General features: G+C 65.9%; 17 protein-coding genes. 8 read left to right on the forward strand and 9 right to left on the reverse strand.

Annotated features, from left to right (window positions below; translation table 11 throughout):
• Positions 1 to 3 precede the first annotated feature (3 nt).
• From AAD027_RS08660 to AAD027_RS08700, 9 genes are all read right to left on the reverse strand, one after another.
• On the reverse strand, positions 4 to 642 hold the full coding sequence (locus AAD027_RS08660; protein WP_341725618.1) for a hypothetical protein: 639 nt from the start codon (positions 640 to 642) through the stop codon (positions 4 to 6).
• A 169-nt stretch (positions 643 to 811) separates the two neighbouring features.
• The gene (locus AAD027_RS08665) at positions 812 to 2,236 is read right to left on the reverse strand and encodes an HlyD family type I secretion periplasmic adaptor subunit (RefSeq protein ID WP_341725619.1); all 1,425 of its coding nucleotides are present in this window, start codon (positions 2,234 to 2,236) and stop codon (positions 812 to 814) included.
• On the reverse strand, positions 2,233 to 4,332 hold the full coding sequence (locus tag AAD027_RS08670; RefSeq protein WP_425605430.1) for a type I secretion system permease/ATPase: 2,100 nt from the start codon (positions 4,330 to 4,332) through the stop codon (positions 2,233 to 2,235). Before AAD027_RS08670 ends, AAD027_RS08665 begins: the two co-directional genes overlap by 4 nt.
• A 356-nt stretch (positions 4,333 to 4,688) precedes the next feature.
• Positions 4,689 to 5,279 carry an alpha-ketoglutarate-dependent dioxygenase AlkB gene (locus AAD027_RS08675; RefSeq protein WP_341725621.1) on the reverse strand — a complete coding sequence of 197 codons (591 nt, stop codon included), beginning with the start codon at positions 5,277 to 5,279 and terminating at the stop codon, positions 4,689 to 4,691.
• Between the two features lie 8 nt (positions 5,280 to 5,287).
• Positions 5,288 to 8,527: an error-prone DNA polymerase gene (locus AAD027_RS08680; protein ID WP_341725622.1), complete on the reverse strand. Its 3,240-nt coding sequence runs from the start codon at positions 8,525 to 8,527 to the stop codon at positions 5,288 to 5,290.
• Positions 8,524 to 9,942 (reverse strand): Y-family DNA polymerase, encoded by a 1,419-nt coding sequence (locus AAD027_RS08685; protein ID WP_341725623.1) that lies wholly within the window; start codon positions 9,940 to 9,942, stop codon positions 8,524 to 8,526. Before AAD027_RS08685 ends, AAD027_RS08680 begins: the two co-directional genes overlap by 4 nt.
• A gap of 9 nt (positions 9,943 to 9,951) precedes the next feature.
• Complete coding sequence (gene imuA / locus AAD027_RS08690; RefSeq protein WP_341725624.1) at positions 9,952 to 10,578, reverse strand: translesion DNA synthesis-associated protein ImuA; 627 nt, start codon at positions 10,576 to 10,578, stop codon at positions 9,952 to 9,954.
• A gap of 426 nt (positions 10,579 to 11,004) precedes the next feature.
• Positions 11,005 to 11,244 (reverse strand): hypothetical protein, encoded by a 240-nt coding sequence (locus AAD027_RS08695; RefSeq protein ID WP_341725625.1) that lies wholly within the window; start codon positions 11,242 to 11,244, stop codon positions 11,005 to 11,007.
• Positions 11,245 to 11,486: 242 nt separating this feature from the next.
• Positions 11,487 to 12,512, reverse strand: a complete 1,026-nt coding sequence (locus tag AAD027_RS08700; RefSeq protein WP_341725626.1) for a glycoside hydrolase family 43 protein — start codon at positions 12,510 to 12,512, stop codon at positions 11,487 to 11,489.
• Between the two features lie 87 nt (positions 12,513 to 12,599).
• Between AAD027_RS08700 and AAD027_RS08705 the strand changes: the two genes are divergently transcribed.
• The 8 genes from AAD027_RS08705 to dgoD all read left to right on the forward strand — a co-directional run bounded on the left by AAD027_RS08705 (position 12,600) and on the right by dgoD (position 23,013).
• A complete protein-coding gene (locus AAD027_RS08705) occupies positions 12,600 to 13,538 on the forward strand; it encodes a 2-dehydro-3-deoxygalactonokinase (RefSeq protein ID WP_341725627.1) in 939 nt (312 codons plus the stop codon).
• Positions 13,539 to 13,581: 43 nt separating this feature from the next.
• Positions 13,582 to 14,730: an aldose epimerase family protein gene (locus AAD027_RS08710; protein WP_341725628.1), complete on the forward strand. Its 1,149-nt coding sequence runs from the start codon at positions 13,582 to 13,584 to the stop codon at positions 14,728 to 14,730.
• A 104-nt stretch (positions 14,731 to 14,834) separates the two neighbouring features.
• On the forward strand, positions 14,835 to 15,995 hold the full coding sequence (locus tag AAD027_RS08715) for a cellulase family glycosylhydrolase (protein ID WP_341725629.1): 1,161 nt from the start codon (positions 14,835 to 14,837) through the stop codon (positions 15,993 to 15,995).
• Between the two features lie 81 nt (positions 15,996 to 16,076).
• Positions 16,077 to 18,812 carry a TonB-dependent receptor gene (locus AAD027_RS08720; RefSeq protein WP_341725630.1) on the forward strand — a complete coding sequence of 912 codons (2,736 nt, stop codon included), beginning with the start codon at positions 16,077 to 16,079 and terminating at the stop codon, positions 18,810 to 18,812.
• Entirely contained in the window at positions 18,809 to 20,371 is a 1,563-nt protein-coding gene (locus tag AAD027_RS08725; protein ID WP_341725631.1) for an exo-alpha-sialidase, read from the forward strand. Before AAD027_RS08720 ends, AAD027_RS08725 begins: the two co-directional genes overlap by 4 nt.
• A gap of 102 nt (positions 20,372 to 20,473) precedes the next feature.
• Entirely contained in the window at positions 20,474 to 21,190 is a 717-nt protein-coding gene (locus AAD027_RS08730) for a FadR/GntR family transcriptional regulator (RefSeq protein ID WP_341725632.1), read from the forward strand.
• 10 nt (positions 21,191 to 21,200) lie between these two features.
• Positions 21,201 to 21,818 (forward strand): 2-dehydro-3-deoxy-6-phosphogalactonate aldolase, encoded by a 618-nt coding sequence (locus AAD027_RS08735; protein ID WP_341725633.1) that lies wholly within the window; start codon positions 21,201 to 21,203, stop codon positions 21,816 to 21,818.
• A 46-nt stretch (positions 21,819 to 21,864) separates the two neighbouring features.
• Positions 21,865 to 23,013 (forward strand): galactonate dehydratase, encoded by a 1,149-nt coding sequence (gene dgoD, locus AAD027_RS08740; protein WP_341725634.1) that lies wholly within the window; start codon positions 21,865 to 21,867, stop codon positions 23,011 to 23,013.
• The last annotated feature ends 2 nt before the right edge of the window (positions 23,014 to 23,015 follow it).

Genomic DNA, 23,015 nt, shown 5'->3' on the forward strand with positions numbered 1-23,015 from the left:
TTGCTAGTGACCGTTGCAGAGATGTATGTACCAGGTTGAATCGATCTTTCGATAAACACACTCGCCGGTTTTCCAATTTCTCGGAAATCGATCAAGTGAATCTACTATTCGCGCGCTTCCGTTCTCCCAGTAGATAGAGCCGCCATGCACGCGCGGCTCGGTCGGGAAATTTCTATAGCCTTTCCACACATAGGCATGCACGACGCTGTCTCTGAAGAACCTTTCCTCCGGATAAGGCGTGACAATCAAAGTTCCATACTTGTTCATATAGGCGAACGGATCGGCGCTTTTCAGGTAGTCCTCTTGCAGAGTCCAGCCATTCTTCTTCAGCACGTCATCAGGAACGTAAGGCGTATGAATATCCGGCTTGATTCGGGCAATCTTTGTTAGCTTCAGCAGCTCGGCCGTGCCCGGTTGGTTCCGCCACGAGCCCTGTGATTGCGCCGGAGCCATTTCAAAGTCCCTGTACCTTCTGGAAACCTCATGAAACTCGTCTTTGTGCTGGCTGTACTGGCCAATCATTTCTTCGTCAGACGGCAGCCCCGTGCGAGCGAAGACTGCGTAATAGACACCCAACCCCACGACTATTGAAGCAACTAGCACGCCAATTGCATTCTTCATTCTCACCAGCACACCGTCCATCCTGACCCAAATTTTGATCCAGTCTTTGCATCTTCAATCGCTCCCTTCTCCTACCTCACGGCATGCATCTCATGGTCGAATATGCCGAATACTGAAGGGCGGATTTGATCTGACCTTATCGGAACCCGTAGTTCTGTAAAAATGGTGTGGGACTGTGCGAAGCGTTCAGTCATCGCTCCCGCAACGCTTCGCTGCCATGCTGCTTCAGCGGGCTGAGCAGGTAGTCGATCACCCGCCGCTTGCCGGTCTTGATCTCAACGCTGAGGCTCATACCCGGCGTCAGCGCTACCTTGACACCATCAATCACCAAGCTCGGATTCGCCAGCTTGACTCGCGCTGGAAATATCAATCCCAGGTTCTCGTCCTGCGCGGCGTCGTGCGAGACCGTCTCCACGATCCCTTCCAGATAGCCGTACCGGGTATAGGGGAAGCTCTCCACCTTCACTGTCGCCCGCTGCCCCGGCCGGACGAAACCGATGTCCTTGTTCAGCACCGTGGCCTCCACCTCCAGCGATTCCTCACTGGGCACGATCGCCATCAGCGCTTGAGCTGGCGTAACCACGCCGCCGACCGTATGGATGACCAACTGCTGCACACTGCCGTCGACGGGCGCCCGCAACTGCATCAATTGGTTGCGCTGCTCGGTCTTGGTCACCTGGGGCGCGTACTGCCCGACCTGCTCCCGTGCCTGACGTAGCCCATCGAAGGTCTTCTGCCGCGTGTCGGCCTCCAGTACCCGCAGTTCTTCCTGCGCTCCCGCGATGGCCGACTGCGCCTCGATCAGGCTGGCCTTCTGTGCCGCGAGCGCACGCTGCATCTCGACCATTTCCTGTTTGCGCGCCAGGTACTCGTGGCGGCTGACGTACTGGCCGCCTAGCAGGCGCTCCAGGTCGCTGACCCGCTCCCGCGAGATCGCCAAGCTCTGCTCCAGTGGCGCCAACTGCGTGCGCACCGTCTGCGCCTGCGCCCGGTGCTGCTCGATCGTCGCCTTCAGCCGTTGCTGCTGGGCCTGGAACGTGGCGAACTCGCTGCCGGCCAACTGCCAGGTGGCCTGCAGTCGCTCGACCGGGATACCAGGCTCGGGGACCGGCTGCCCCGGCAAGGTGCCCCTGTCCATGGCCTCGACCATAGCGGCGTAGCGCAGTTCGGCCAACCTGGCGTTGATCAGCGCATCGTCCGCCTGTTGGTAGTCGGCCCCGGTGGCCGTGGCATCCAGTTCCACCAGCAGGTCGCCCTGTTTGACGGCTTGACCATCCTTGACCCGGATGCTGCGTACCACCGCGGTCTCGGCCGTCTGGATGACCTTGGTGCGGCTGCCCACCACGGTCTTGCCCGGGGCCACGGCCACGATGTCCAGCTTGCCGAGGATGGCCCACAACAGGGCCGCGCAGAACAGCGCCATGATGATCCGCATCGTCCAGCGCGTCGCCGGCGAGGTCGGGCTCTCGACCAGTTCCAGCTGCGCCGGCAGGAACGCCAGCTCGTCTTCGGTCCGCTTCGGTGGATCCAACTGATCGCGGATCTTCCACGCCGCGCCGAATGCTTGCCGGTAGCGGCCCAGGAAATCCTTCGCGGCTTCCCAGACGTGCTTCATGCGATCCCCTGCTGCAACTTGTACAGGTGGGCGTACTGCCCGCCCGGACGGTCCACCAGTTCCTCGTGTCGTCCGGTCTCGACGATGCGTCCCTTGTCGATGACCACGATCCGGTTGGCCATCCGCACCGTGGACAGGCGGTGGGCGATGATCAGCACGGTCCGGTTGTGGCAGATGTCCCGCATGTTCTGCATCACCGCATGCTCGGACTCGTAGTCCAGCGCGCTGGTCGCTTCGTCGAAGATCAGGATGCGTGGATTGGTGATCAGCGCCCTTGCGATGGCGATCCGCTGGCGCTGACCGCCAGACAGGCCGGCGCCGTTGTCGCCTACCTTGGTGTCGTAGCCTTCGGGCAGTTGCAGGATGAACTCATGGGCGCCGGCCAGTTGGGCGGCCTGGATGACCCGCTCCAGCGGCATGCCCGGATCGCCCAGAGCGATGTTCTCGCGGATGCTGCGGTTGAACAGGAAGTTCTCCTGCAGCACCACGCCCAATTGGCGGCGCAACCAGGCCGGGTCGGCCAAGGCCAGGTCATGGCCGTCAATCAACACGCGGCCACGCTCCGGCACGTACAACCGTTGCACCAGCTTGGTCAGCGTACTCTTTCCCGACCCTGAGCGCCCCACGATGCCGATGACCTCACCCGGGGCGATGTCCAGGTCGATGCCGGCCAACACCTCGGCCGTATCCGGGCGGTAGCGGAACCCAACGTTGTCGAAGGTCACCCTTCCCTGGATGGCCGGCAGGGTCATCCGGCTGCCGGGGATCTCGGTGCGGGTGTTGAGGATGTCGCCCAGCCGCTCGACCGAGATGCCGACCTGCTGGAAGTCCTGCCACAACTGGGCCAGGCGCAGAATAGGCGCGGCCACCTGCCCCGACAGCATGTTGAAGGCGATCAACTGTCCGACCGAGAGCTTGCCGTCAATGACCAGTCGGGCGCCGAAGAACAGGATGGCCACGCCCACCAGCTTCTGCACCAGCTGGATTCCCTGCTGGCCGATGTTGGCCAGACGTGCGACCCGAAACCCAGCACCAACGTAACCGGCCAGTTGGGCATCCCACGTGCGGGTCATGCGCGGGTCCACCGCGGTGGCCTTGACCGTGCCGATGCCGTTGATGGTCTCGACCAGGAAGGACTGGTTCTCCGCACCGCGCGCGAACTTCTCATCCAGCCGTTTGCGCAGTACCGGTGTGATGGCGGCCGACCACAGCGCGTATACCGGGAGGGACAGTATGACGATCAGGGTCAGCCAGAAGCTGTAGTAGAACATCACCGCGAGGAACACCCCGGTGAACAACAGGTCCAGCACCGAGGTCAGGGCCTGGCCGGTCAGGAAGCTGCGGATGTTCTCCAGCTCGCGTACGCGCGCGATAGTCTCGCCGACCCGGCGCGACTCGAAATAGGCTAGCGGCAGGCTGAGGATATGACGGAACAGCCGGGCGCCGAGTTCGACGTCGATCTTGCTGGTCGTGTGGGAAAAGACGTAGGTGCGCAGGCCATTGAGGGTGATGTCGAACACCGCGATGGCGACCAGGCCGACTGCGATCACCTCCAGCGTGGTCATGCTCTGGTGCACCAGTACCTTGTCCATCACGACCTGGAAGAACAAGGGCGTAACCAGCGCGAACAGCTGAATGAACAGCGAGACGACGAAGACTTCCAGCAGGACACGTCGGTACTTGACCACCGCCGGGACGAACCACCGAAAGTCGAACTTGGCCAGTTCGCCCAACACCGACGCGCGCGAGGCAATCAACAACAAGCATCCCGCGTAGGACTCATCGAACTGTTCACGCGACAGAACCTGGGGGCGTCGGAGATGCAAATCCTGGATCAATACTTGCTGGTCATTGACCTTAGCGACAATGAAATGCCTGCCATCCGGTTGGAAGGCCATCGCGGGCAGAGACACTTTTTCTATCCGTTGGACAGATACGTCCGCGATCCTGGCCTTCAAGCCCAATCGCTTCGCGGCCAGAAGCAAGGTGGTCTCATCGAAATACTCATCGCCACGGCCATACTCGTGCGCCAATTGGCTGGCATCAGCGGCGATGCCGTGATACTGCGCAAGCAGAACGAGGCCGGCAAGCGCCAGATCCGCGACTTGGCCTTCGCCATCTTTGGAAGGATCTTCGACAAGTACAAGTGGGCTGCTTCCTTGAGCCATTGCGGATTCCCCAATCCTTGAAATGCGCTTTCCGTACGCTCTCTGGCTAGATCAGCTATCAGAGCGGATTTTGGAGATGATGTGCTTGTCTCCTCACTGATAACACTCTAGGTGAGGCCCCTCATCCTTATCGTGATTTCTATCACGCTGCCATGTCAATGATTTGACCGAAGGTCATGCGAGTAAATGCATTTCCCTTCATGCGTTTACCAGCAAGTCTCGTACGGAGCTCCAGGTCATGACGCTGGACGACACCTCTCGACTATGCAGCCCTTCTCTATCGGTCATGGCCTGACCCGGAACACCACGCTGATGCGCGCCGCCTGGTCACGACGCGTCTTTGGGATGCCATGCTCGTGGGTGAGCTGCGAGGCGTGACTCATCCGCAGCAGGCTACCTGGCACCAGGTCCACTGCGACGGTTTCGCGCGCGCCGACCTTGGCACGGATCAGCATGCGCCGCGGGGTACCCAGCGAGACCAAGGTAATCGGATGGCCACTGGCCAGCGTATGCAGCTTGTCGCTGTGCATGGCCACGCTGTCGTGGCCGTCGCGGTACAGGTTCATGCCGATCCGGCTGTACGGGGCCGGCGCCCATTTCTGCACACGCGCCAGCATGTCGGCCAGCGGGAGGTCGTTCGGCAGGGCATCCACGGCATAGTTCGCCAGCAGCCGCGGCACGTCCACAATGCGGTCGTACATCGGCCGCTGCAGGTGCCTCCACCCCGCACGCGCATGCAGTGCCTCGAACCAGGCCTGCGCAGTGTCCGGATCGACGAACCCCGGCCAGTAGCGGATGCCCCCTTCGGCATCCTCCACCAGTGGCACCATCGCCGGGGCGAACAAATCATCGGTCAGGGCGGGCAGCGCATGCATGGCCGAGCTCAATGAAAATCCCGCGAAGACGCCTGCAGTTCACCCAGCAGATGACTGAGGTCCAGCAGGTCGTGGGCGATCAGATGCTGCACGCCGTCCACGTGCTCCCAACGCCCGCGCACGGACAACAGGCGCGCGCCCAGTAGCGCTTTGCGCCGGCGTTCGGCCACACGCGGCCAGACCACCACGTTGACCACGCCGTGTTCGTCTTCCAGGGTGACGAAGATGACCCCGCTGGCCGTGCCCGGCCGCTGGCGTTGGGTGACGATGCCGGCCGCGTGCACGCCACGCCCGTGCGGGATGCCCTGCAACTGGCGTGAGTCCAGCACGCGCTGCCGGTGCAGACATTCGCGCAGCAACGACAGCGGGTGCGTACCCAAGGTCAGTCCGGTCACGCGGTAGTCCGACAGCAGGTCCTCGGCCAGGGTCGGTGCGGACAGCGTGATGTCGTCTTCGTCCGGACTGCCCGGCAACAGCGGACGCTGGCGTTCGATGCCCGCCACCGCCCAGCGCGCCGCGTGGCGGTGCCCGGCCAGCGCCTGCAGGGCGCCGGCTTCGGCCAGGGCCTGGCGCGCCTTCTCGTCCAGACTGGCGCGCAGGCATAGATCGCGCACATCGGCGAACGGCCGTTGCGCCCGCGCCGCCATGATGGCCAGCACCACCGCCTCGGACAGGCCGGCGACCTGGCGCAGGCCCAGCCGGATCGCCGGCTGCCCGCCATCGTCCACGCCGGTACGGAAGCATCCGTCCTCCAGCGTGTTGTCCCAGTCGCTGCAGGTCACATCCACCGGGCGGATCTCCACGCCCACGCGGCCACCGTGGCCGCGTCGCGCGTCCTGCACGATCTGGCTGGGCGAGTAGAACCCCATCGGCTGTGCGTTGAGCAAGGCGCAGGTGAAGGCGGCCGGTTCGTGCCGTTTGAGCCAACTGCTGATGTAGACCAGCTTGGCGAAGGAGGCCGCATGACTCTGCGGGAAGCCGTAGGAACCAAAGCCCTTGATCTGCTCGAAGATCTGGTCGATGAACTCGGACGAGTAGTGCTTCTTCTCCATCAGTTCGCGGATGCGGGTCCGGTGCGGGCTCATGTCCCCGCCCCGTCCCCAGGCTGCCATCGAGCGGCGCAGCCCATCGGCCTCCTCCGGCGTATAGCCGGCGTGGATCACCAGTTCCATCACCTGTTCCTGGAAGAGCGGGATGCCCAGGGTCTTGCCGAGGATTTCCTCGATGCCTTCGGAGGGATAGGTCACCGGGTCCTTGCCCTGCCGGCGCCGCAGGTAGGGGTGCACCATGCCGCCCTGGATGGGGCCGGGGCGGACGATGGCCACTTCCACCACCAGGTCGTAGAAGTCCTTGGGCTTCAGCCGCGGCAGCATGCTCATCTGCGCGCGCGACTCGATCTGGAACACGCCCACGGTATCGGCGGCCTGGATCAGGTCATAGGTCGGCCCGTCGCCTCCTGGGAGCCGCGCCAGGTCGATGGCGTACCCGCGATGTCGTTCAACCAGAGCAACCGCCTTGCGGATGCAGGTCAGCATGCCCAGCGCCAGGCAATCGACCTTGAGCAGCTTCATCGTCTCCAGATCGTCCTTGTCCCACTGGATGATGGTGCGATCGGGCATGGCCGCGTTCTCCACCGGCACCACGGTGGACAGCGGCGCGTCGCTGATGACGAAGCCGCCCACGTGCTGGGACAGGTGGCGCGGGTGCCCACGTAGCTGTGCGGTCACGGCCAGTACCCGCTGGATCAGCGGATTGTCCGGATCGAAGCCGGCCTCGCGCAGGCGCTGCTCCATCGGCGTCTCGCCATTGCCCCAGCCGTAGCACTCGGCCAGCAGGGCGATCTGGTCCGGCGGCAGGCCGAAGGCCTTGGCCACATCGCGCACCGCGCTCTTGCCGCGGTAGCGGATGACGGTGGCGGCCAGGGCGGCGCGCTCCCGGCCGTACTTGCCGTAGACGTACTGCAGCACCTCCTCGCGCCGCTCGTGCTCGAAGTCCACGTCGATGTCCGGCGGCTCGTTGCGCTCCCGGGACAGGAAGCGCGCCATCAGCAGCCGGCTCTCGGCCGGATTGACCACGGTGATGCCCAGGGCGAAGCACACCGCCGAGTTGGCCGATGACCCGCGCCCCTGGCACAGGATGTCCTGGGACTTGGCGAAGCGGACGATGTCCTCCACGGTCAGGAAGAACGCCTCGTACTTCAGCTCGGCGATCAGGGCCAGTTCGTCGTCGATCTGCGCAGCTACCGACGGTGGCACGCCTTCGGGCCAGCGCGCGCGCAGGCCGCGCTCGGTCAGCTCGCGCAACCAGGTAGTGGGCGTATGGCTGGCCGGCACCAGTTCGGCCGGATAGGCGTACTGCACCTGCCCCATGTCGAAGGCGCAGCACCGGGCCAACTGCACGGCGGTGGCCAACAGGTCGTGGGGATAGATGTTGCCCAGCGCCCGCCGCGTGCGCAGGTGCCGCTCGCCGTTGCGAAACAGGTGCTCGCCGCACTCGGCCAGAGGCAGGGTGTGGCGGATGGCCGTCATCGTGTCCCGCAGCACGCGCTGGCGTCGCACGTCCATGTGCACGTCGCCGGCAGCGATGGGTGTCATCGCCAGCCTGTCCGCCAGGTCCAGCACCTGGTGCAGGCGCGCGGCATCGTCCTGCTCGCGATGCAATTCCACCGCCAGGTACGCACGTGCACCCAGCAGGCCCTGCAGCCAGCGGCCCTGTGCTTCGTCCGGAATGCTGGCCGGGAGCCACAGCGCGAACAGTCCGGAGCCTTCCGGATCGCCCTCCCCCAGGATGCGTTCTACGTCCTGCCGGGTCAGCTTGTACGTGCCCTTGGTGGCGGCGCGGCGCGCGAGGGTGATCAGTTCGCACAAATGCGTGTAGCCGGCCTGGGTCTGCACCAGCAGGACGCACTTCAGCCCGCACGTCAGGGTGAACTCGCTGCCGACGACCAGCTTCAGGCCGGTGGCGCGCGCGGCTTCCCAGGCACGGACGATGCCGGCCAGCGAGCACTCATCGGTGATCGCCAATGCTTCGTAGCCGCAGCGTTGCGCGCGGGCGAACAGGTCTTCCGCACTGGCCGCGCCACGCAGGAACGAGAAGTCCGACAGGCAGTGCAGCTCGGCATAGGCCGGCAGGTCGTCTTCCGTCGGTACGTCGTCGTTGGCGGCCGTCAGGCCCAGCCGCTGCGCCACGCTCCACGCACGCGGCACCTGCGCACCGGGATGGTCGTCGCGCTCTTCGTGCCGGCTCATGCGAACCACCCATGCAGCATCCAGCCACCCTGCTCGCCCGGCGGTGCGAAGGCCCAGGCCCGCTGGCCCTGCGAAGTCTCCAGCACGTAATAGTCGCGGCGGGCATCCTCGCCGTCCCACCAGCCGCTCTCCAGGCGTTCGGGGCCGGAGACGATGCGCGGGCGGGGATCACGCAAGGGGATCGGCTTCGGCAGCAGCCATAGAGGGCGTGGAGGACGCACCGGCGCCTCGCCGATCCGCGCATCATCCCCCTCCACCCGTCGCCAGGCACGCTCCGGGCGCGGGTCATCGGCCGGCGCCACGCGGTAGACCGCCTCGTCGCCCAGGCGGGCACGCAGGCGTTCGCGCAACTGCGGCCACGGCAAGGCCTGCTGCGCCCGAACGTCGAACAGATCACGGGCGGCCGGGATAAACGGGGGCAGTTCACGCGCCAGCAGGCGCAGAGCCACCACTGGCTGGTCGATCTGCACGCGCTCCAACCGATTGCGGGTCAGTTCGAACAGCATCGCGGGCTCGCGCTCGGCGGCCAGCAGGCCCACCTCCACGTCGGTGTGCGCGCCTTCGTGCTCCAGCCGCAGCACGAAGCGCTGCACGCCGCCATCACGGATGGACAGGTACGTGCACAGGTCGCCGATCAACCGGCGCAGCGGGAACAGCAGCGCGGTGTGGCTTTCCACCTCGTAGCCCAGTTCCACCCGCGCATCGAAATGGTCCGGCGGTGCGTAGTACGCCAGCGCATCGTCGGCCGTGCCGTACAGGCGGTCCAGATGCTCCAGCAAGTCCCCGCCGAAGCGGCGGCGCAGGCTGTCGCGCGGCAATCCGCGCAGCGTGCGCAGGTCGCGGATGCCCATGCGGTGCAGGCGCTCGCCCGCCCCTTCAGGCAGCACGGCACGGCGTACTGGCACCTCGTCCAGCAGGTCCTGCATGGCGCCGGGATGGGAGACCGCCAGGCCGTCGCGCAGTCCGGCCAGCACGCGCGCGGCACGCGGTGTGGGCGCCATCGCGATGCGGTGACTGAATCCCAAGGCAGTCAGTTCCTCGCGTAACCGTGCCTCGATACGGGGCCATGGCCCCAGCAACTGGAAGCTGGCACGCACCTCCAGCACGAGGCAGCCCGGCCACTGGGCACTGACCAGCGAGCTGTGGCGGTAGGCCCAGGCGGCAAGGAAGCGTTGCCAGCGTGCTTCGGCCTGCGGGTCGTACTCGACCATCGCGAACTCGGGCAGCAGGGCGTGCGCGGCGGTCAGGCGCATGCCGGCCTTCAACCCGGCCTGCGCGGCGGCGGCGTTCACCGCATGCAGCGTGCGTAGGTGTGCCGAGCCGCCGACCAGCGCCAGTGGCGCGTCAGGATCAGGCAACCGCCGGAGGACGGCATCCAGCGCCAGGTGCGGCAGCAGTACACAGGCCCAGAGCATGTGCGCGGCTCAACTCGCACCCAAGGCAAACGCCTGCGCTGGCGTAGGGCCGCCTCGGCATTTGCGCACGTGCCAGGCACCTGCACCGCAGGCATCACCGGCGTACTCCACCCGCAGCGCCGCCGGTGAAGGATTGGCGGCATGTTTGCGGTCGCGCAGGGCGAAGCCCAGGCACTCACCGCTGTCGGCAGCCACCTGCAGGCGGCGCAACGCGGGCGCATCGGCGTGCACCGGCCAGCCGACCACGGCCGCGCAGGCGCCGCTACGCAGGCATTGTTCGAACGCCCACAGCGCATCGCGCGGTGCGGCGTCGATGATCTCCAGTCCAGCCAGATCCACACCGGCCGCCTGCCATGCCGGCGCATAGGGCACGTAGGGCGGTGCGATCACCGCCACCGTGCCACCGGCCTGGGTCAGCCGTGCCAGCGTAGGCAGCAGCAAAGCCAGTTCGCCCACGCCGTCGGCGGGCAGCAGCAGTTCGGTCAGGGCGCGCCGGGGCCATCCGCCCTGCGGCAGCAGCGCATCCAGCGCGGCATGGCCGGTGGGCTCGCCATCGGCGGCAATAGCAGCGCTGCGCCCCGCGTGCCACAGCGTGCGGGCGGCCAGCAGGGTGTCGAGGACTATTACCGAGCCCATCAGCCGCCTCCGGAACCCGGTGACAAGAGGGGGGCAAGGGCGTGGCGGGGCGACATGGCAGGGCAGTCTCGGCGGCAATGGGCGCAAGGCCTGAGACGCCCCATGGTACGCTCAATTAGTAAAATTACTAAATTTCCAAGACTGGCCGGAACTTAAGCTCGAAACCTCATGCCAGATGCGCACGATTACTAAATAGTCCGCCCCCCCCCCCTTCTTCCGAGAAGATGTGCGCCGTCCGAAGCTTGCTGGAGCGCGTATACCGGCGGCCAGGAGCGTTTGCCAGATCAAATGCCAGCCACTGGCAGTACCCCAATAGGCCAACCACATTTGGTCGACCGACTTTGTGTTCCGTCGACAGTTCCGACATCCGCTCCTGGCTGAGGCTGTGTGAAAACCCCCGATAACGATCCCTAATCAGTCAACAGTTCAAGGGAAATCTGGCTGATCACCGACCAACCCGTACTCCCATATTGTTGTTTCGCCGGACACTGCCTTGATTCGATCCGTCCCGCCAAACTGGAACAGCAATCCATCATGGGTTAGCGTCCGGAGTCGGTTGATGCGTTTAGTGCCCTTTGGAAATCGAATCAAGTCGTCATATAGAAGCGGATGTTCCTCTTGGGTCATTTCGGAAACCATCCTGATCGGTAGCAATTGACTGTTCATGCCTCGCCTTCCTTGCTTGTCCGGGTCAACTGCCGGCGTTGTGGCCAGACGCTCCCGAGGCGTTGTCGTCCACGGCTCGACTTGCCACAGCCGCTCATGAGGCCGCTGTCCAGTTCCATCATCAGCGCACGCGCGTCAAACGCAGCACACAAGGCCGACTTTACGTGACATGCGGTTGCCGTGATGAGGGAACGGACCTGGATTCGGGGAGCACCGCTCCGGGCGCTGCGTGTGAGGCCGCATCAACGCGTACTGTTCGCAGGCTGCGGCGCGGCCAGTTTCACCCCCGCGCCAGTCGGTGGCTCGATCGACGGCACGCCATCGGGCGTCCACTCCACGCGCTGGATGCGCGGCGAACGCTTGGCCGTGCATTTCATGTCCGGGCCGGAATTGGCGTGATAGACGATCCACACCTGCCCGTCCGGTGAATGGAAGAAGCCGTTGTGGCCAGGCGCGTATACGTTCTGCGCGGGGTTCTTGGCGAGAATGGGTCGCGGCAACTTGCGCCAGGCAGCGGCGTCCAGCGGGTCGCTGCCGGCGGGAGCGTGCAGCAGGCCGATGGCGTAGTCGTCGGACCAACACGCGCTGCTCGAGTACGACAGGAACAGATCGCCCCTGGGACCGGACAGGAATTCTGGGCCTTCCAGGATCTGCCGTCCGCCCTGCCGCTCCCACGTCTGATCCGGGCGCGCGATGATGGTTTCCTCGCCCACCAGCGTCCACGGATTCGACATGGCGACGATCGCCAGCACACTGTCCGGCCCGACATACGGCGAGTAGACGAAATAGCGCTTGCCGCCATGCACGAAGGCGGTGCCGTCGATGCCGGGATGCGCGGTTTTCAGTTGCCCGCGATCGCGCCACGCGCCCTGCGTGGGATCGGCGTGTTCGTTCTCGAGCACGAACACGCCGCGATGATCGTCGTCGTCGTGGCCGCTGGCCGCCGCCGTGTAGTAGATGTACCAACGCCCGTCGATGCGGTGCAGCTCCGGCGCCCAGATCGAGATCGCGTTCGGCCCGCTGGCCGGCGGCCGCCACACCGTAATCTCTTCGACTTCGGCCAGGCGCGTCAGATCCGCGGTCTTGCGGATCGTGAGCCGGTTGCCGTGCGTGCTCATGTAGAAGTAGGCATCGCCGTCGCGGACGATCCACGGGTCCGGTCCCGACGGCAGCAGCGGATTCTCGAACGTCTGCCCTTCCCCGCCCTGCGCGCCCAGCGCGGGCGTCATCAGGAGCATCATCATCAGCCGCGTGGGCCACTTCGACATCGGCTCCCCCCTTGTTCGCTTGCGGTGCGCCGTGAACAAAACCATATAATCAGACAATATGCAAACACGACCCCCATAGGCCAGGGCATGAGCGAGACAGACGCAGACGCAATCATCGGCATCAACTGGGGCAGTTCCAACCTCCGCGCGTACCGCATCGCCGCCGATGGCCGCGTGCTGGACGCGCTGGAGGCGCCGGCCGGCGTGACCACGTTGGCGCGTGAGGGTATGGTCGAAATCGCCAACCGTGTCCGCGCGCGCTGGCCCGACGCCATCCGCGCGTATGCGGCCGGCATGATTGGCTCCAACGTCGGCTGGATCGACGCGGGCTACGTGGACTGCCCCGCCGGCATCGAAGCGCTGTCGCGCAAGCTGGCCCTCACCCGCATCGGCGAACTGGATCTGCATATCGTGCCGGGCCTGGCCTGCGTGCGTGAGCGTGACGCCGCGCCGGACATCATGCGCGGCGAGGAAACCGAGCTGTTCGGCTTGTTCGCCAGCGGGCAGCTCGGCGACGCGCCGGTGGTCGCGTTGCCCGGCACGCACACCAAGTGGGTGCGGTTGCGCGAGGGCAGTGTCACCGAGTTCATGACCGCCATGTCGGGCGAAATCTTCGACCGACTCACGACGGCGGGCTTGCTGACCTCCATCGTCGAAGGTCCGGGCAGCGACGGGCCGGCCTTCCGCGAAGGCGTGCGGCTGGGCGCGTCGCGCACGCTAGGCCTGGGCACGCAGTTGTTCGGCGCGCGCGCGCGGGTCATCCGCGGCGCACTGGACCGTGCCGACGCCGGCGCGTGGCTGCGCGGCCTGCTGATCGGCGCGGAGATCGCCGACGCGCGGGAGTTGTTTGCTGAAACCGGTTCCTCCGCGATTCCGCTTGTCGGCTCCGCGCCGGTGTGCGCGCTCTACCGGGCCGCGCTGGAGACGCTGGATCTGGATTCGCGCGTCACCGCCTCGGCCGACGCGGTGACGCGCGGCTTCGCCGAGCTGGACGCCTTGCTGCGGCGCAGCGTGCTATTTGTATGATTATATGTTTTCTATATCACACACGATTGGGAGGGTGGACTCTATGGGGCTTGGCAAGGGGTTCGCGGCAGGCTGCGTGGGCGCGTTGGCGCTGGCCGCGGCTGTCGGCGCAAGCGCGCAGCAACGCACCGTGATCGGCACGCTGCCGGACGGCACCCAGGTGGAAGCGCTGAAGATTGAAGACGGCAGCGGCATGCGCGCCAGCGTGCTCACGCTGGGCGCCGCCCTGCACTCGCTGGAAGTGCCGGACCGCGACGGCAAGTATGCCGATGTCGTGTTGGGTGATGCCACGCTCGCCGCCACGCTGGCCAAGCCGCAGTACTTCGGCACCATCGTCGGGCGCTTCGCTAACCGCATCGCCAAAGGCAAGTTCACGCTGGACGGACGCGAATACAGGGTGCCTACCAATGACGGCCCCAACAGCCTGCATGGCGGCGCGCGCGGCTTCGACAAGGTGGTCTGGGAGGTGGTGGAAGCCAAGCCGGATCAGGTGACCCTGCGCTATGTCAGCCCCGATGGCGATCAGGGCTATCCGGGCGCGTTGACCGTCACCGCTCGCTACGCGCTGGAAGGCGACGGCCGCCTAGCGATCGAGTACAGCGCCACCACCGACGCGCTCACCATCGTCAACCTCAGCAACCACGCCTACTGGAACCTGTCCGGCGAAGGCTCTGGCACGGCGATGGATCACGAACTGATGATCGCTGCCGATGCCTACTCGCCGGTCGACGCCACGCTGATTCCCACCGGCGAGTTCAAGCCTGTGCAAGGCACCGCATTCGATTTCCGCACGCCCAAGCCCATCGGCCGCGACCTGCGCACCGGCTCCGAGCCGCAACTGCTGCATGGCCGCGGCTATGACCACAACTGGGTCGTCAGCCGCGCGCCGGCGAAGGAATTGCGCGAAGTGGCGCGCGTGCACGACCCTAAGTCCGGCCGCGTGATGTCGCTGTCTTCCACGCAGCCGGGCCTGCAGTTTTATTCAGGCAACTTCCTGGACGGCACCACCGTCGGCAAAAGCGGACGCGTGTACCGCCAGGGCGATGCCATTGCGCTGGAACCGCAGTTGTTTCCCGACACGCCCAACCAGCCCGCCTTCGGTTCGGCGCGGCTGGAGCCTGGACAGAAGTACGTGAACCGAATCGTCTATCGGTTCTCCACCGACAAAGACAGTCCCGGCAAGACGCGCTAGTTCCGACGCCCCCGCGGGCGCCTGCATGCCACTGCCGCACGATGGCTACGGCCGTCGTGGACGTCGGAGGCATGCCCAAATTCCTTGATAAGGAGATGCATCCGATGCACAAATGGTTAACGCAGATCGTGGTCACCGCGCTGTTGGTGCTGGCCGCGCCGCTGGCACAGGCGCAGTCCGCCGACAGCCAGCGCTGGTCGCCCGAACAGGCCAAGGCGTGGTACGCGCAACAGCCCTGGCTGCTGGGCGCAAACTACACCACCTCCAACGCGATCAACCAGTTGGAGATGTTCCAGGCCGCGACTTTTGATCCGGTCGCCATCGATCGTGAACTGGGCTGGGCGCGCGAGAAATTCGGCATGAACACCATGCGGGTCTACCTGCACGACCTGCTCTGGCAGCAGGATCCGAAGGGTTTCGTGAAGCGACTGGACCAGTTCCTGGCGATCGCCGCCAAGCACGACATCCGCCCGATGCTGGTGCTGTTCGACAGTTGCTGGGATCCGGATCCGGTGTTGGGTCCGCAACACCGCCCGATTCCCGGCGTGCACAACTCCGGTTGGCTGCAGAGCCCGGGCCGCCATCAGTTGGTCGACCCGGCCAACGATGCCCACTTCCGCGCCTATGTACAGGGTGTGGTTGGCGCGTTCGCCAACGACAAACGCGTGCTGGCCTGGGACGTGTGGAACGAGCCGGACAATCCGGGCGGCGGCAGCTACATGGACAAGCAATTGCCAAGCGAGCAGGCGCGCATCGAAGAACTTCTGCCCAAGGTGTTCGAATGGGCGCGCGCCAAGAAGCCGATTCAGCCACTGACCAGCGGCGTGTGGATCGGCGATGACTGGTCGCCGGGCGCGAAGACGCTCAACGCGATCCAGCGCACGCAGTTGGAACAGTCCGATGTCATCAGCTTCCACAGCTACGAACAGCCCGAATCCTTCGAGGAGCGAATCCGCCAACTGCGCGGCTACGACCGTCCGCTGATCTGCACAGAGTGGTTGGCACGCGGCAATGGCTCCAACGTGGACACGATCCTGCCTATCGCCCACCGCGAGAACATCGGCATGATCAACTGGGGTTTTGTCGACGGCGCCATCCAGACGCGCTTCCCCTGGGATAGCTGGCAGAAGCCGTACACCCTGCAGGAACCCACCCTGTGGTTCCACGACTTGCTCAAGGCCGACGGCACGCCCTACCGCGCCCGCGAAGTCGAAATCTTCCGCTCGCTGGCAAGCCAACCCGCGAACGCCCCTTCCACCCCCTGAACTGACGTTACCACCGGCCGCCCCCCACGTGGCCGGAAGGACGCTCACGCCTTCTTCCGGAGAGTCGCCATGAATCACCGCATGCCCCGTTCCCTGCTTTCGCTGTCGATCCTGTCCGCGCTGACGCTGCCCGCGCTTGCGCTGGCGCAGGACAACACCGCCAACACCCAGGCCACGCCCGCGCAGACGCCGCCTTCGCAGGAAGCCACCACCCTGGACACGGTCATCGTCACCGCGCTGCGCCAGAGTTTGCAAACGGCCCAGACCATCAAGCAGGACGCGGACATGGTGGTGGACTCGATCGTCGCCGAGGACATAGGCAAGCTGCCTGACAACAGCGTGGCCGACGCCCTGCAACGTATCACCGGCGTGCAGGTCGCGCAGGGCGGCCAGGGTGAAACCACCAGCGTGGTGATTCGTGGCTTGCCGAATGTCATCAGCACGCTCAACGGGCGCGAGATCTTCAGCGGCGCCGGCCGCGGCTACGCGTTCCAGAACCTGCCGGCCACCGCCATCAAGACCTTGCGCGTCTACAAGACCAGCGAGGCGAGCCTGCCGCTGGGCGGCATCGCCGGTCTGGTGGACATCGAACTGCACCGTCCCTTCGATTTCGACGGCGCGCAGGTCGCCGGCACCCTCACCGCCACCGACAGCAAGTACGGCGGCAAGGTGGATCCGAACGCCAGCCTGCTGCTCAGCAACCGCTGGGACACCGATGCCGGCGAGTTCGGCGCGCTGGTCAATTTCGGCTACATCGGCAAGCACTACGCCTACGATGCAGTGTGGGGCGACTTTCCGAAAGTGGCCACCGATGGCGCAGGCGAACCGATCCGCGACGACAGCGGCAACCTGATCGCCGCGCCGAACGGCTGGGGCACCGCCTACAACCACGGTGACCGCAAGCGCGGCGCGTTCAACTACGCCTTGCAGTGGAAGCCGAACGAGGCCACCGAGGTCTACCTGGAAGGCCTGTACGACTATGTACGCGATGACTTCGACCAGGCGTTCTACTTCACCTTCCCGGTTGGTGCGGTCACGCCCACCCAGCTCAATCCTGGCCGCACCTGCTATCCCAACCAGCTTTCCGGCCCGCTGTCGGGCCAGACCATCTGCGACGCCAACGGCGGCCAATGGACCGGCGATACCTACGCGGCCACCAGCACGCAGGCACACAAGCAGCGCGGCCAGGACATTCAGAACGCGCTGGGTCTGAAGTGGGACGGCGACCAGTTGCACCTGTCCACCGAACTGGCGCGCACGTCCGGCTATTACCGTGATGAGAACTTCATCATCGACACCTTCCTCAGTGGCCCGATCACCACGGTCTGGGAAGGGACCTCGGGCAGCCACCAGAACTGGTACCTGGCCGGCGATCCGGCGCTGGATCCGTCGCGCTTTTACCTCAATGGCCTGTTCCAGACCTGGTCGCACACGGCCGGCGAAGAGAACAGCTGGCGTGGCGACGGTCGCTTCGACTTCAACGACGGCCCCATCGCAAACCTGCAGTTCGGCCTGCGCTACGCCGACCGCAACGCCAACGCCAAGGGCAGTGTGGAAATCTCCACGCCGCCGCCGGGTGGCGCGGGTACCGGCAACATCACCGCCAATCCGAATCCGGCCAACCAGGTGATCGCGCGCTTCGACCCGGCCAGCTTCTTCTGCAGCAAGCGCGGCAACGCCGCGCTGCACCAGAGTTTCCTGACGCCCTGCTACGACTACCTGATCGACAACGCCGACGCGCTACGCGCGCTGTACGGCCTGCCCGCCGGCCTGGCGCCGGAAAACCCCGGCCGCTTCTTCGATATCGAGGAGAAGAAGAGCGCCGCTTACGTGCAGGCCAAGTACGACTTCGAGATGTTCGGCATCCCGGTGGACGGCCTGTTCGGCGTGCGCGTGGAGAAGGTCAAGCGCAACCTCAATGCGTTCGCCTTCGACGCCAGCACCGGCGTGTACAGCCCGCTCAGCCGCAGCACCGACGACACGAATACCCTGCCCAACGCCAGCCTCAACATGCACTTCAACGATGAGTGGCAGTTGCGCCTGATCGCCGCCAAGACGCTGAGCTATCCGGCTTTCGGCTCGCTGAACCCGTCGATCTCGCTCAACCCCGGCACCATCAACCGTCCCGGCGTCGCCTCCAGCGGCAATCCGGACCTGAGTCCGATCGAGGCCAAGAACTACGATCTTTCGCTGGAGTGGTACTACTCGCCGGTGGGATATGCCAGCGTGGGCCTGTTCTACCGTGACATTGACGGCTACATCCAGAACTACGTCACCAACGTGACCATTGGTGGCGACCCGTACGAACTGTCCTCGCCGCAGAGCGCGGGCAGCGGCTATCTGCAGGGCGTGGAGTTGGCCTGGCAGCAGACCTTCGACTTCCTACCAGGCGCGTGGAGCGGCTTGGGCGCGCAGTTGAACTACACCTACATCGATGGCGAGACCGACACGCCGCAGTTCATCGGCGGGCCGATCGTCACCGGTCCGTTGCAGAATGTGTCGAAGAACAACTACAACGCGGTGTTGTTCTGGGAGAACCCGAACGTATCGGCGCGCCTGGCCTACGGCTACCGCAGCCGCTACATCGACTTCTTCACCCAGCCCACGGTGTCGGGCAACCAGGACCAGGTGGAACCGGCCAGCTCGCTGGACTTCTCCATCAGCTACGACGTGACCCAGCAGACCACGCTGGTGTTCTCGGCCACCAACCTGCTGGGCAACGACCTGCATCAGTTCTGGGGTTCCGGTAACTCGCGTCCGCGCGATATCCGCTTCCAGGACCGCACCATTGCCCTGGGCCTGCGGTTCAAGTTGTGATCCAGCCAACACCCTCCCGTGGCTGGATGCTGGCGGCGGCGCTCCTCACCGCCGCCGCCAGCGCCTTGGGCGCGGACGGCGATGTCCGCGGCGAGCACCTGGCGGCGGGCGTGGGCTACGCGTCGGCGGTGCAGCTGGCGCACCAGCCGCGGGCTGCCGACAACGGCCGCATGCTGCTGGTGTTCGAACCCTCCGAACCTGGCGGTATCCCGCTGTACGAAAGCCGCGATGAGGGCGCGCGATGGCGCAGGGTCGGCGAAGTGGTGGACCAGCCGCATGGCGACACGCGGCGCTGGCAACTGCGCTGGCAACCGCACCTGAGCGAGCTGGCGCGATCCAGTGGCGACCTGCCCGCCGGCACGCTGCTGCTGGCGGCCAATTCCACCGGCCGCAACGAACAGAACCAGGTCGTCCGCCAGGATTTGCAGCTCTACGCCAGCCGCGATGGCGGGCAGCGCTGGGAATATCGCGGCAGCATCGTGGAGGGCGGCGGCCAGCCTTCGGATCGCCTCAATCAGGGCGTGTGGGAGCCCTATATCGTGGTGCTGGATGACGGCCGCATGGTCGCCTACTACTCCAGCGAACAGCACAAGCAAGACGGCTACAACCAGTTGCTCGCCCACAAGGTTTCCGCCGACGGCGGCCGCACCTGGGGCCAGGAAGCCGTCGATGTGGCCTTTCCCGGCGGCGTCGAGCGCCCCGGCATGGCCATCGTCGAACGGATCGGCGATCGCGGCTACGCCATGGTGTTCGAGAACATCGACGGCGAACGCAATGGCCAAGTGCACCTGAAGCTCAGCCGCGACGGCCTGGACTGGGGCAAGCCGGAAGATCCCGGCATCGCCATCCGCACCGCGTCCGGCGCGTGGCCGGCCGCCTGCCCCAGCATCCGCTGGCTGCCCGGTGAAACTGTGCACGGCGTGCTGTTGGTGGCCGCGCAACGCGCGGGCGGCGGCGGTGACGCCGACGGCCGCACTTTCTACCGCAACGACAACGGCGGCGAGGGGCCGTGGTGGGAAGTGGCCGCGCCAGTCGCCAAGCGCAGCGGCAACATCCATGCCGGCTGGACCCAGGCCATGCTGCCGCGCCGCGACGGTACGCTGCTGCACATCACGTCATCGTCGACGGCGAACGCGCCGGCCGATGCCGAAGCGAACGAAATCCTGCACGCGGCCGCGCCGCTGGCCCTGCACCGCTACGAAGCCGAGGACGCGCATCGCCGTCGCGGCGCGCAGATCAACGATGACGACGCCTCCGCCGGCCGCAAGGTGCGTCTGGCCAGCGGCAGCGGCGCCGACTTGGCGTTCGAGGTGCAAGCCGACCGGGCCGGCGAACGCAGGCTGCGCGTGCGCTATGCCGACATCGGCTTCGCCGCCGCGCCGCGGCTGGAGGTCAACGGCCGCGCCCTGCCTGCCGCGGAGCAGCCAGTGATGCAGCCAGGCTGGCGCACCGCCGAGTTCCTCGCGCCAATGCAAGCCGGCGCCAACCGCATCGTCGTGACCAACGCCAGCCGTCCGCTGGATTACGACTACCTCGAAATCGATCCGGTGGCGCCCTGATGCCAAGCACCTTTCATTCCCCCCCCAAAGTCGTGCTATACCCCTATTGTCGGATAATACGAGTGGCCGACGGACACGGCGCATCCAGCCCAAGGGGATTCAGTGAGACAGATCGCGGTACGCAATCTTCACGATCAGGTCATCCAGGAGATCGGCCGGATGATCGTCAGCGGCGAGCTGAAGCCCGGCGATCCGCTGCCGCGCGAGGAAACCCTGGCCCAGCGCATGGCGGTCAGCCGCACCGCGCTGCGCGAGGGGCTGAAGGTGCTGGGTTCCAAGGGCCTGATCGAAACCAAGCAGAAGACCGGCATCCGCGTGCGCGATCCGCGCTACTGGAATCAGCTGGATGCGGACATCCTGGCCTGGCGCTGCGCGTCGATGCCGACCGAGGATTTCGTCGAGAAGCTGGTGGAGATGCGCGAGATCATCGAACCGTACGCGGCCTCGGCGGCGGCGCGGCGACGCACGCCGGAACAGCTGGCGCGGATCAAAGCGGCCTACGAGGCAATGGCAGCGGCCACCGATCGCGACGCCTGGGCCAAGGCCGACCTGGATTTCCACGCATGCGTGCTGGACGCGGCCAACAACGAGCTGATGGGTTCGCTGTTCTCGGTGATCGACGCGGCCCTGGGTGCCTACCTGCTTCTATCGGCGCAGACGGCGGTGGACTTCAAGTATTCGCTGCCGCGGCATTTCGCGGTGTACGACGCCATCCGGCTGAAGCGGCCGGAATCCGCGCGCGAGGCCATGCACGGCATGATCGCCGACTCGCGCGCCAACATCAAAGGACGAGGGCGCGCCCGCAAGTCCAAACGCTGACGGAGTCCGCATGAGTACCGCTTGGCTGCAACCCCTTCCCCTGGTTGCGATCCTGCGCGGTCTGACACCGCGCGAAGCGCCCGCCATCGGCGCGGCGCTGTTCGATGCCGGCTTCCGTGTGCTGGAAGTACCACTCAATTCGCCGCAGCCGCTGGAAAGCATCCGCCTGCTGGCTGGAACCTTCGGTGATCGCTGCCTGGTCGGCGCGGGCACCGTGCTCACGCCGCGCGCGGTCGACGAGGTCGCGCAGGCCGGCGGCTGCCTGATCGTGATGCCGCACGCGGACACCGCGGTTATCCGCGCCGCGCACGCCGCCGGCCTGGTCTGCACGCCGGGCGTGGTCACGCCCACCGAGGCCTTCGCCGCGCTGCGGGCCGGTGCGGATGCGCTGAAACTTTTCCCCGCCGAACAGCTGCCGCCGCCGGTGCTGAAAGCCTGGCTGAGCGTGCTGCCCACGGGCACCGCGCTGCTGCCGGTTGGCGGCATCACCCCTGAACGGATGGCCGCCTACCGCGCCACCGGCGCGGCCGGCTTCGGCATCGGCTCGGCGCTGTACGCGCCCGGCATGGACGCGGCCGAAGTAGCGCGGCGCGCGCACGCCTACGTCGACGCCTGGAACGCACTTTGATGGAACGCACTTTGACGCAACACGCACCGACACGGAATCAGACTCCATGAAGATCACCGCCATCACCACTTTCCTCGTGCCGCCGCGCTGGTTGTTCGTGCGCATCGACACCGACGCCGGCATCAGCGGCTGGGGGGAACCCATCGTCGAGGGCCGCGCGCATACCGTGGCCGCGGCCGTGGAGGAATTGTCCGACTACCTGATCGGCAAGGATCCACGCCTCATCGAGGATCACTGGAACGTACTGTACCGCGGCGGCTTTTACCGCGGCGGCCCGGTGTTGATGAGCGCCCTGGCCGGCCTGGACCAGGCGCTGTGGGACATCCACGGAAAGGCACTCAACGTACCCGTGCACGCGCTGCTGGGCGGCAAGGTGCGCGAGCGCATCCGCGTGTACTCGTGGATCGGCGGCGACCGTCCAGCCGACACGGCGCGCGCGGCGAAGGAAGCGGTGGCGCGCGGCTTCTCGGCGGTCAAGATGAATGCCACCGAGGAAGTGCAGTTCGTCGACACCCACGAGAAAGTCACCCACGTGCTGGAGAACGTGCAGGCCGTGCGCGATGCCGTCGGCCGCGAAGTCGGGCTGGCGGTGGATTTCCACGGCCGCGTGCACAAGCCAATGGCGAAGGTGCTGATGCGCGAGCTGGCGCCGTTCGGCCTGATGTTCATCGAGGAACCGGTGCTGTCCGATCACCTGGAAGCCATTCCGGAGCTGGCCACGCTGTCCCCTGCCCCGATCGCGCTGGGCGAGCGGCTGTATTCGCGCTTCGACTTCAAGCGCGTGTTGCAGATGGGCGGCGTGGACATCATCCAGCCCGATCCGTCACATTCCGGCGGCATCACCGAGACCCGCAAGATCGCCGCGATGGCCGAAGCCTACGATGTCGCGCTGGCCCTGCATTGCCCGTTGGGCCCGATCGCACTGGCCGCGAACCTGCAACTGGATGCGGTCTGCTACAACGCCTTCATCCAGGAACAGAGCCTGGGCATCCACTACAACGCCGACAACGATCTGCTGGACTACCTGGCCGACCGCTCGCCGTTCGCCTACCAGGACGGCTACGTGGCGATTCCGGGCGGCCCGGGGCTGGGGATCGAGATCAACCAGGACTACGTGGACGAACGCGCCGCCGAGGGGCATCGTTGGCGCAATCCGATCTGGCGCCATGCCGACGGCAGCGTGGCGGAGTGGTGAGC

Origin of the sequence: Pseudoxanthomonas putridarboris (assembly GCF_038321125.1) — a bacterium.
In the GTDB taxonomy this organism is placed as follows: domain Bacteria; phylum Pseudomonadota; class Gammaproteobacteria; order Xanthomonadales; family Xanthomonadaceae; genus Pseudoxanthomonas_A; species Pseudoxanthomonas_A putridarboris.

Coding starts and splice junctions, on each gene's coding strand:
- AAD027_RS08710 (WP_341725628.1), top strand. CDS start 13,582: ATGGGGCTTGGCAAGGGGTTCGCGGCAGGCTGCGTGGGCGCGTTGGCG.
- imuA (WP_341725624.1), bottom strand. CDS start 10,578: ATGGGCTCGGTAATAGTCCTCGACACCCTGCTGGCCGCCCGCACGCTG.
- AAD027_RS08705 (WP_341725627.1), top strand. CDS start 12,600: ATGAGCGAGACAGACGCAGACGCAATCATCGGCATCAACTGGGGCAGT.
- AAD027_RS08685 (WP_341725623.1), bottom strand. CDS start 9,942: ATGCTCTGGGCCTGTGTACTGCTGCCGCACCTGGCGCTGGATGCCGTC.
- dgoD (WP_341725634.1), top strand. CDS start 21,865: ATGAAGATCACCGCCATCACCACTTTCCTCGTGCCGCCGCGCTGGTTG.
- AAD027_RS08680 (WP_341725622.1), bottom strand. CDS start 8,527: ATGAGCCGGCACGAAGAGCGCGACGACCATCCCGGTGCGCAGGTGCCG.
- AAD027_RS08675 (WP_341725621.1), bottom strand. CDS start 5,279: ATGCATGCGCTGCCCGCCCTGACCGATGATTTGTTCGCCCCGGCGATG.
- AAD027_RS08660 (WP_341725618.1), bottom strand. CDS start 642: ATGGACGGTGTGCTGGTGAGAATGAAGAATGCAATTGGCGTGCTAGTT.
- AAD027_RS08720 (WP_341725630.1), top strand. CDS start 16,077: ATGCCCCGTTCCCTGCTTTCGCTGTCGATCCTGTCCGCGCTGACGCTG.
- AAD027_RS08700 (WP_341725626.1), bottom strand. CDS start 12,512: ATGTCGAAGTGGCCCACGCGGCTGATGATGATGCTCCTGATGACGCCC.
- AAD027_RS08715 (WP_341725629.1), top strand. CDS start 14,835: ATGCACAAATGGTTAACGCAGATCGTGGTCACCGCGCTGTTGGTGCTG.
- AAD027_RS08665 (WP_341725619.1), bottom strand. CDS start 2,236: ATGAAGCACGTCTGGGAAGCCGCGAAGGATTTCCTGGGCCGCTACCGG.
- AAD027_RS08695 (WP_341725625.1), bottom strand. CDS start 11,244: ATGAACAGTCAATTGCTACCGATCAGGATGGTTTCCGAAATGACCCAA.
- AAD027_RS08735 (WP_341725633.1), top strand. CDS start 21,201: ATGAGTACCGCTTGGCTGCAACCCCTTCCCCTGGTTGCGATCCTGCGC.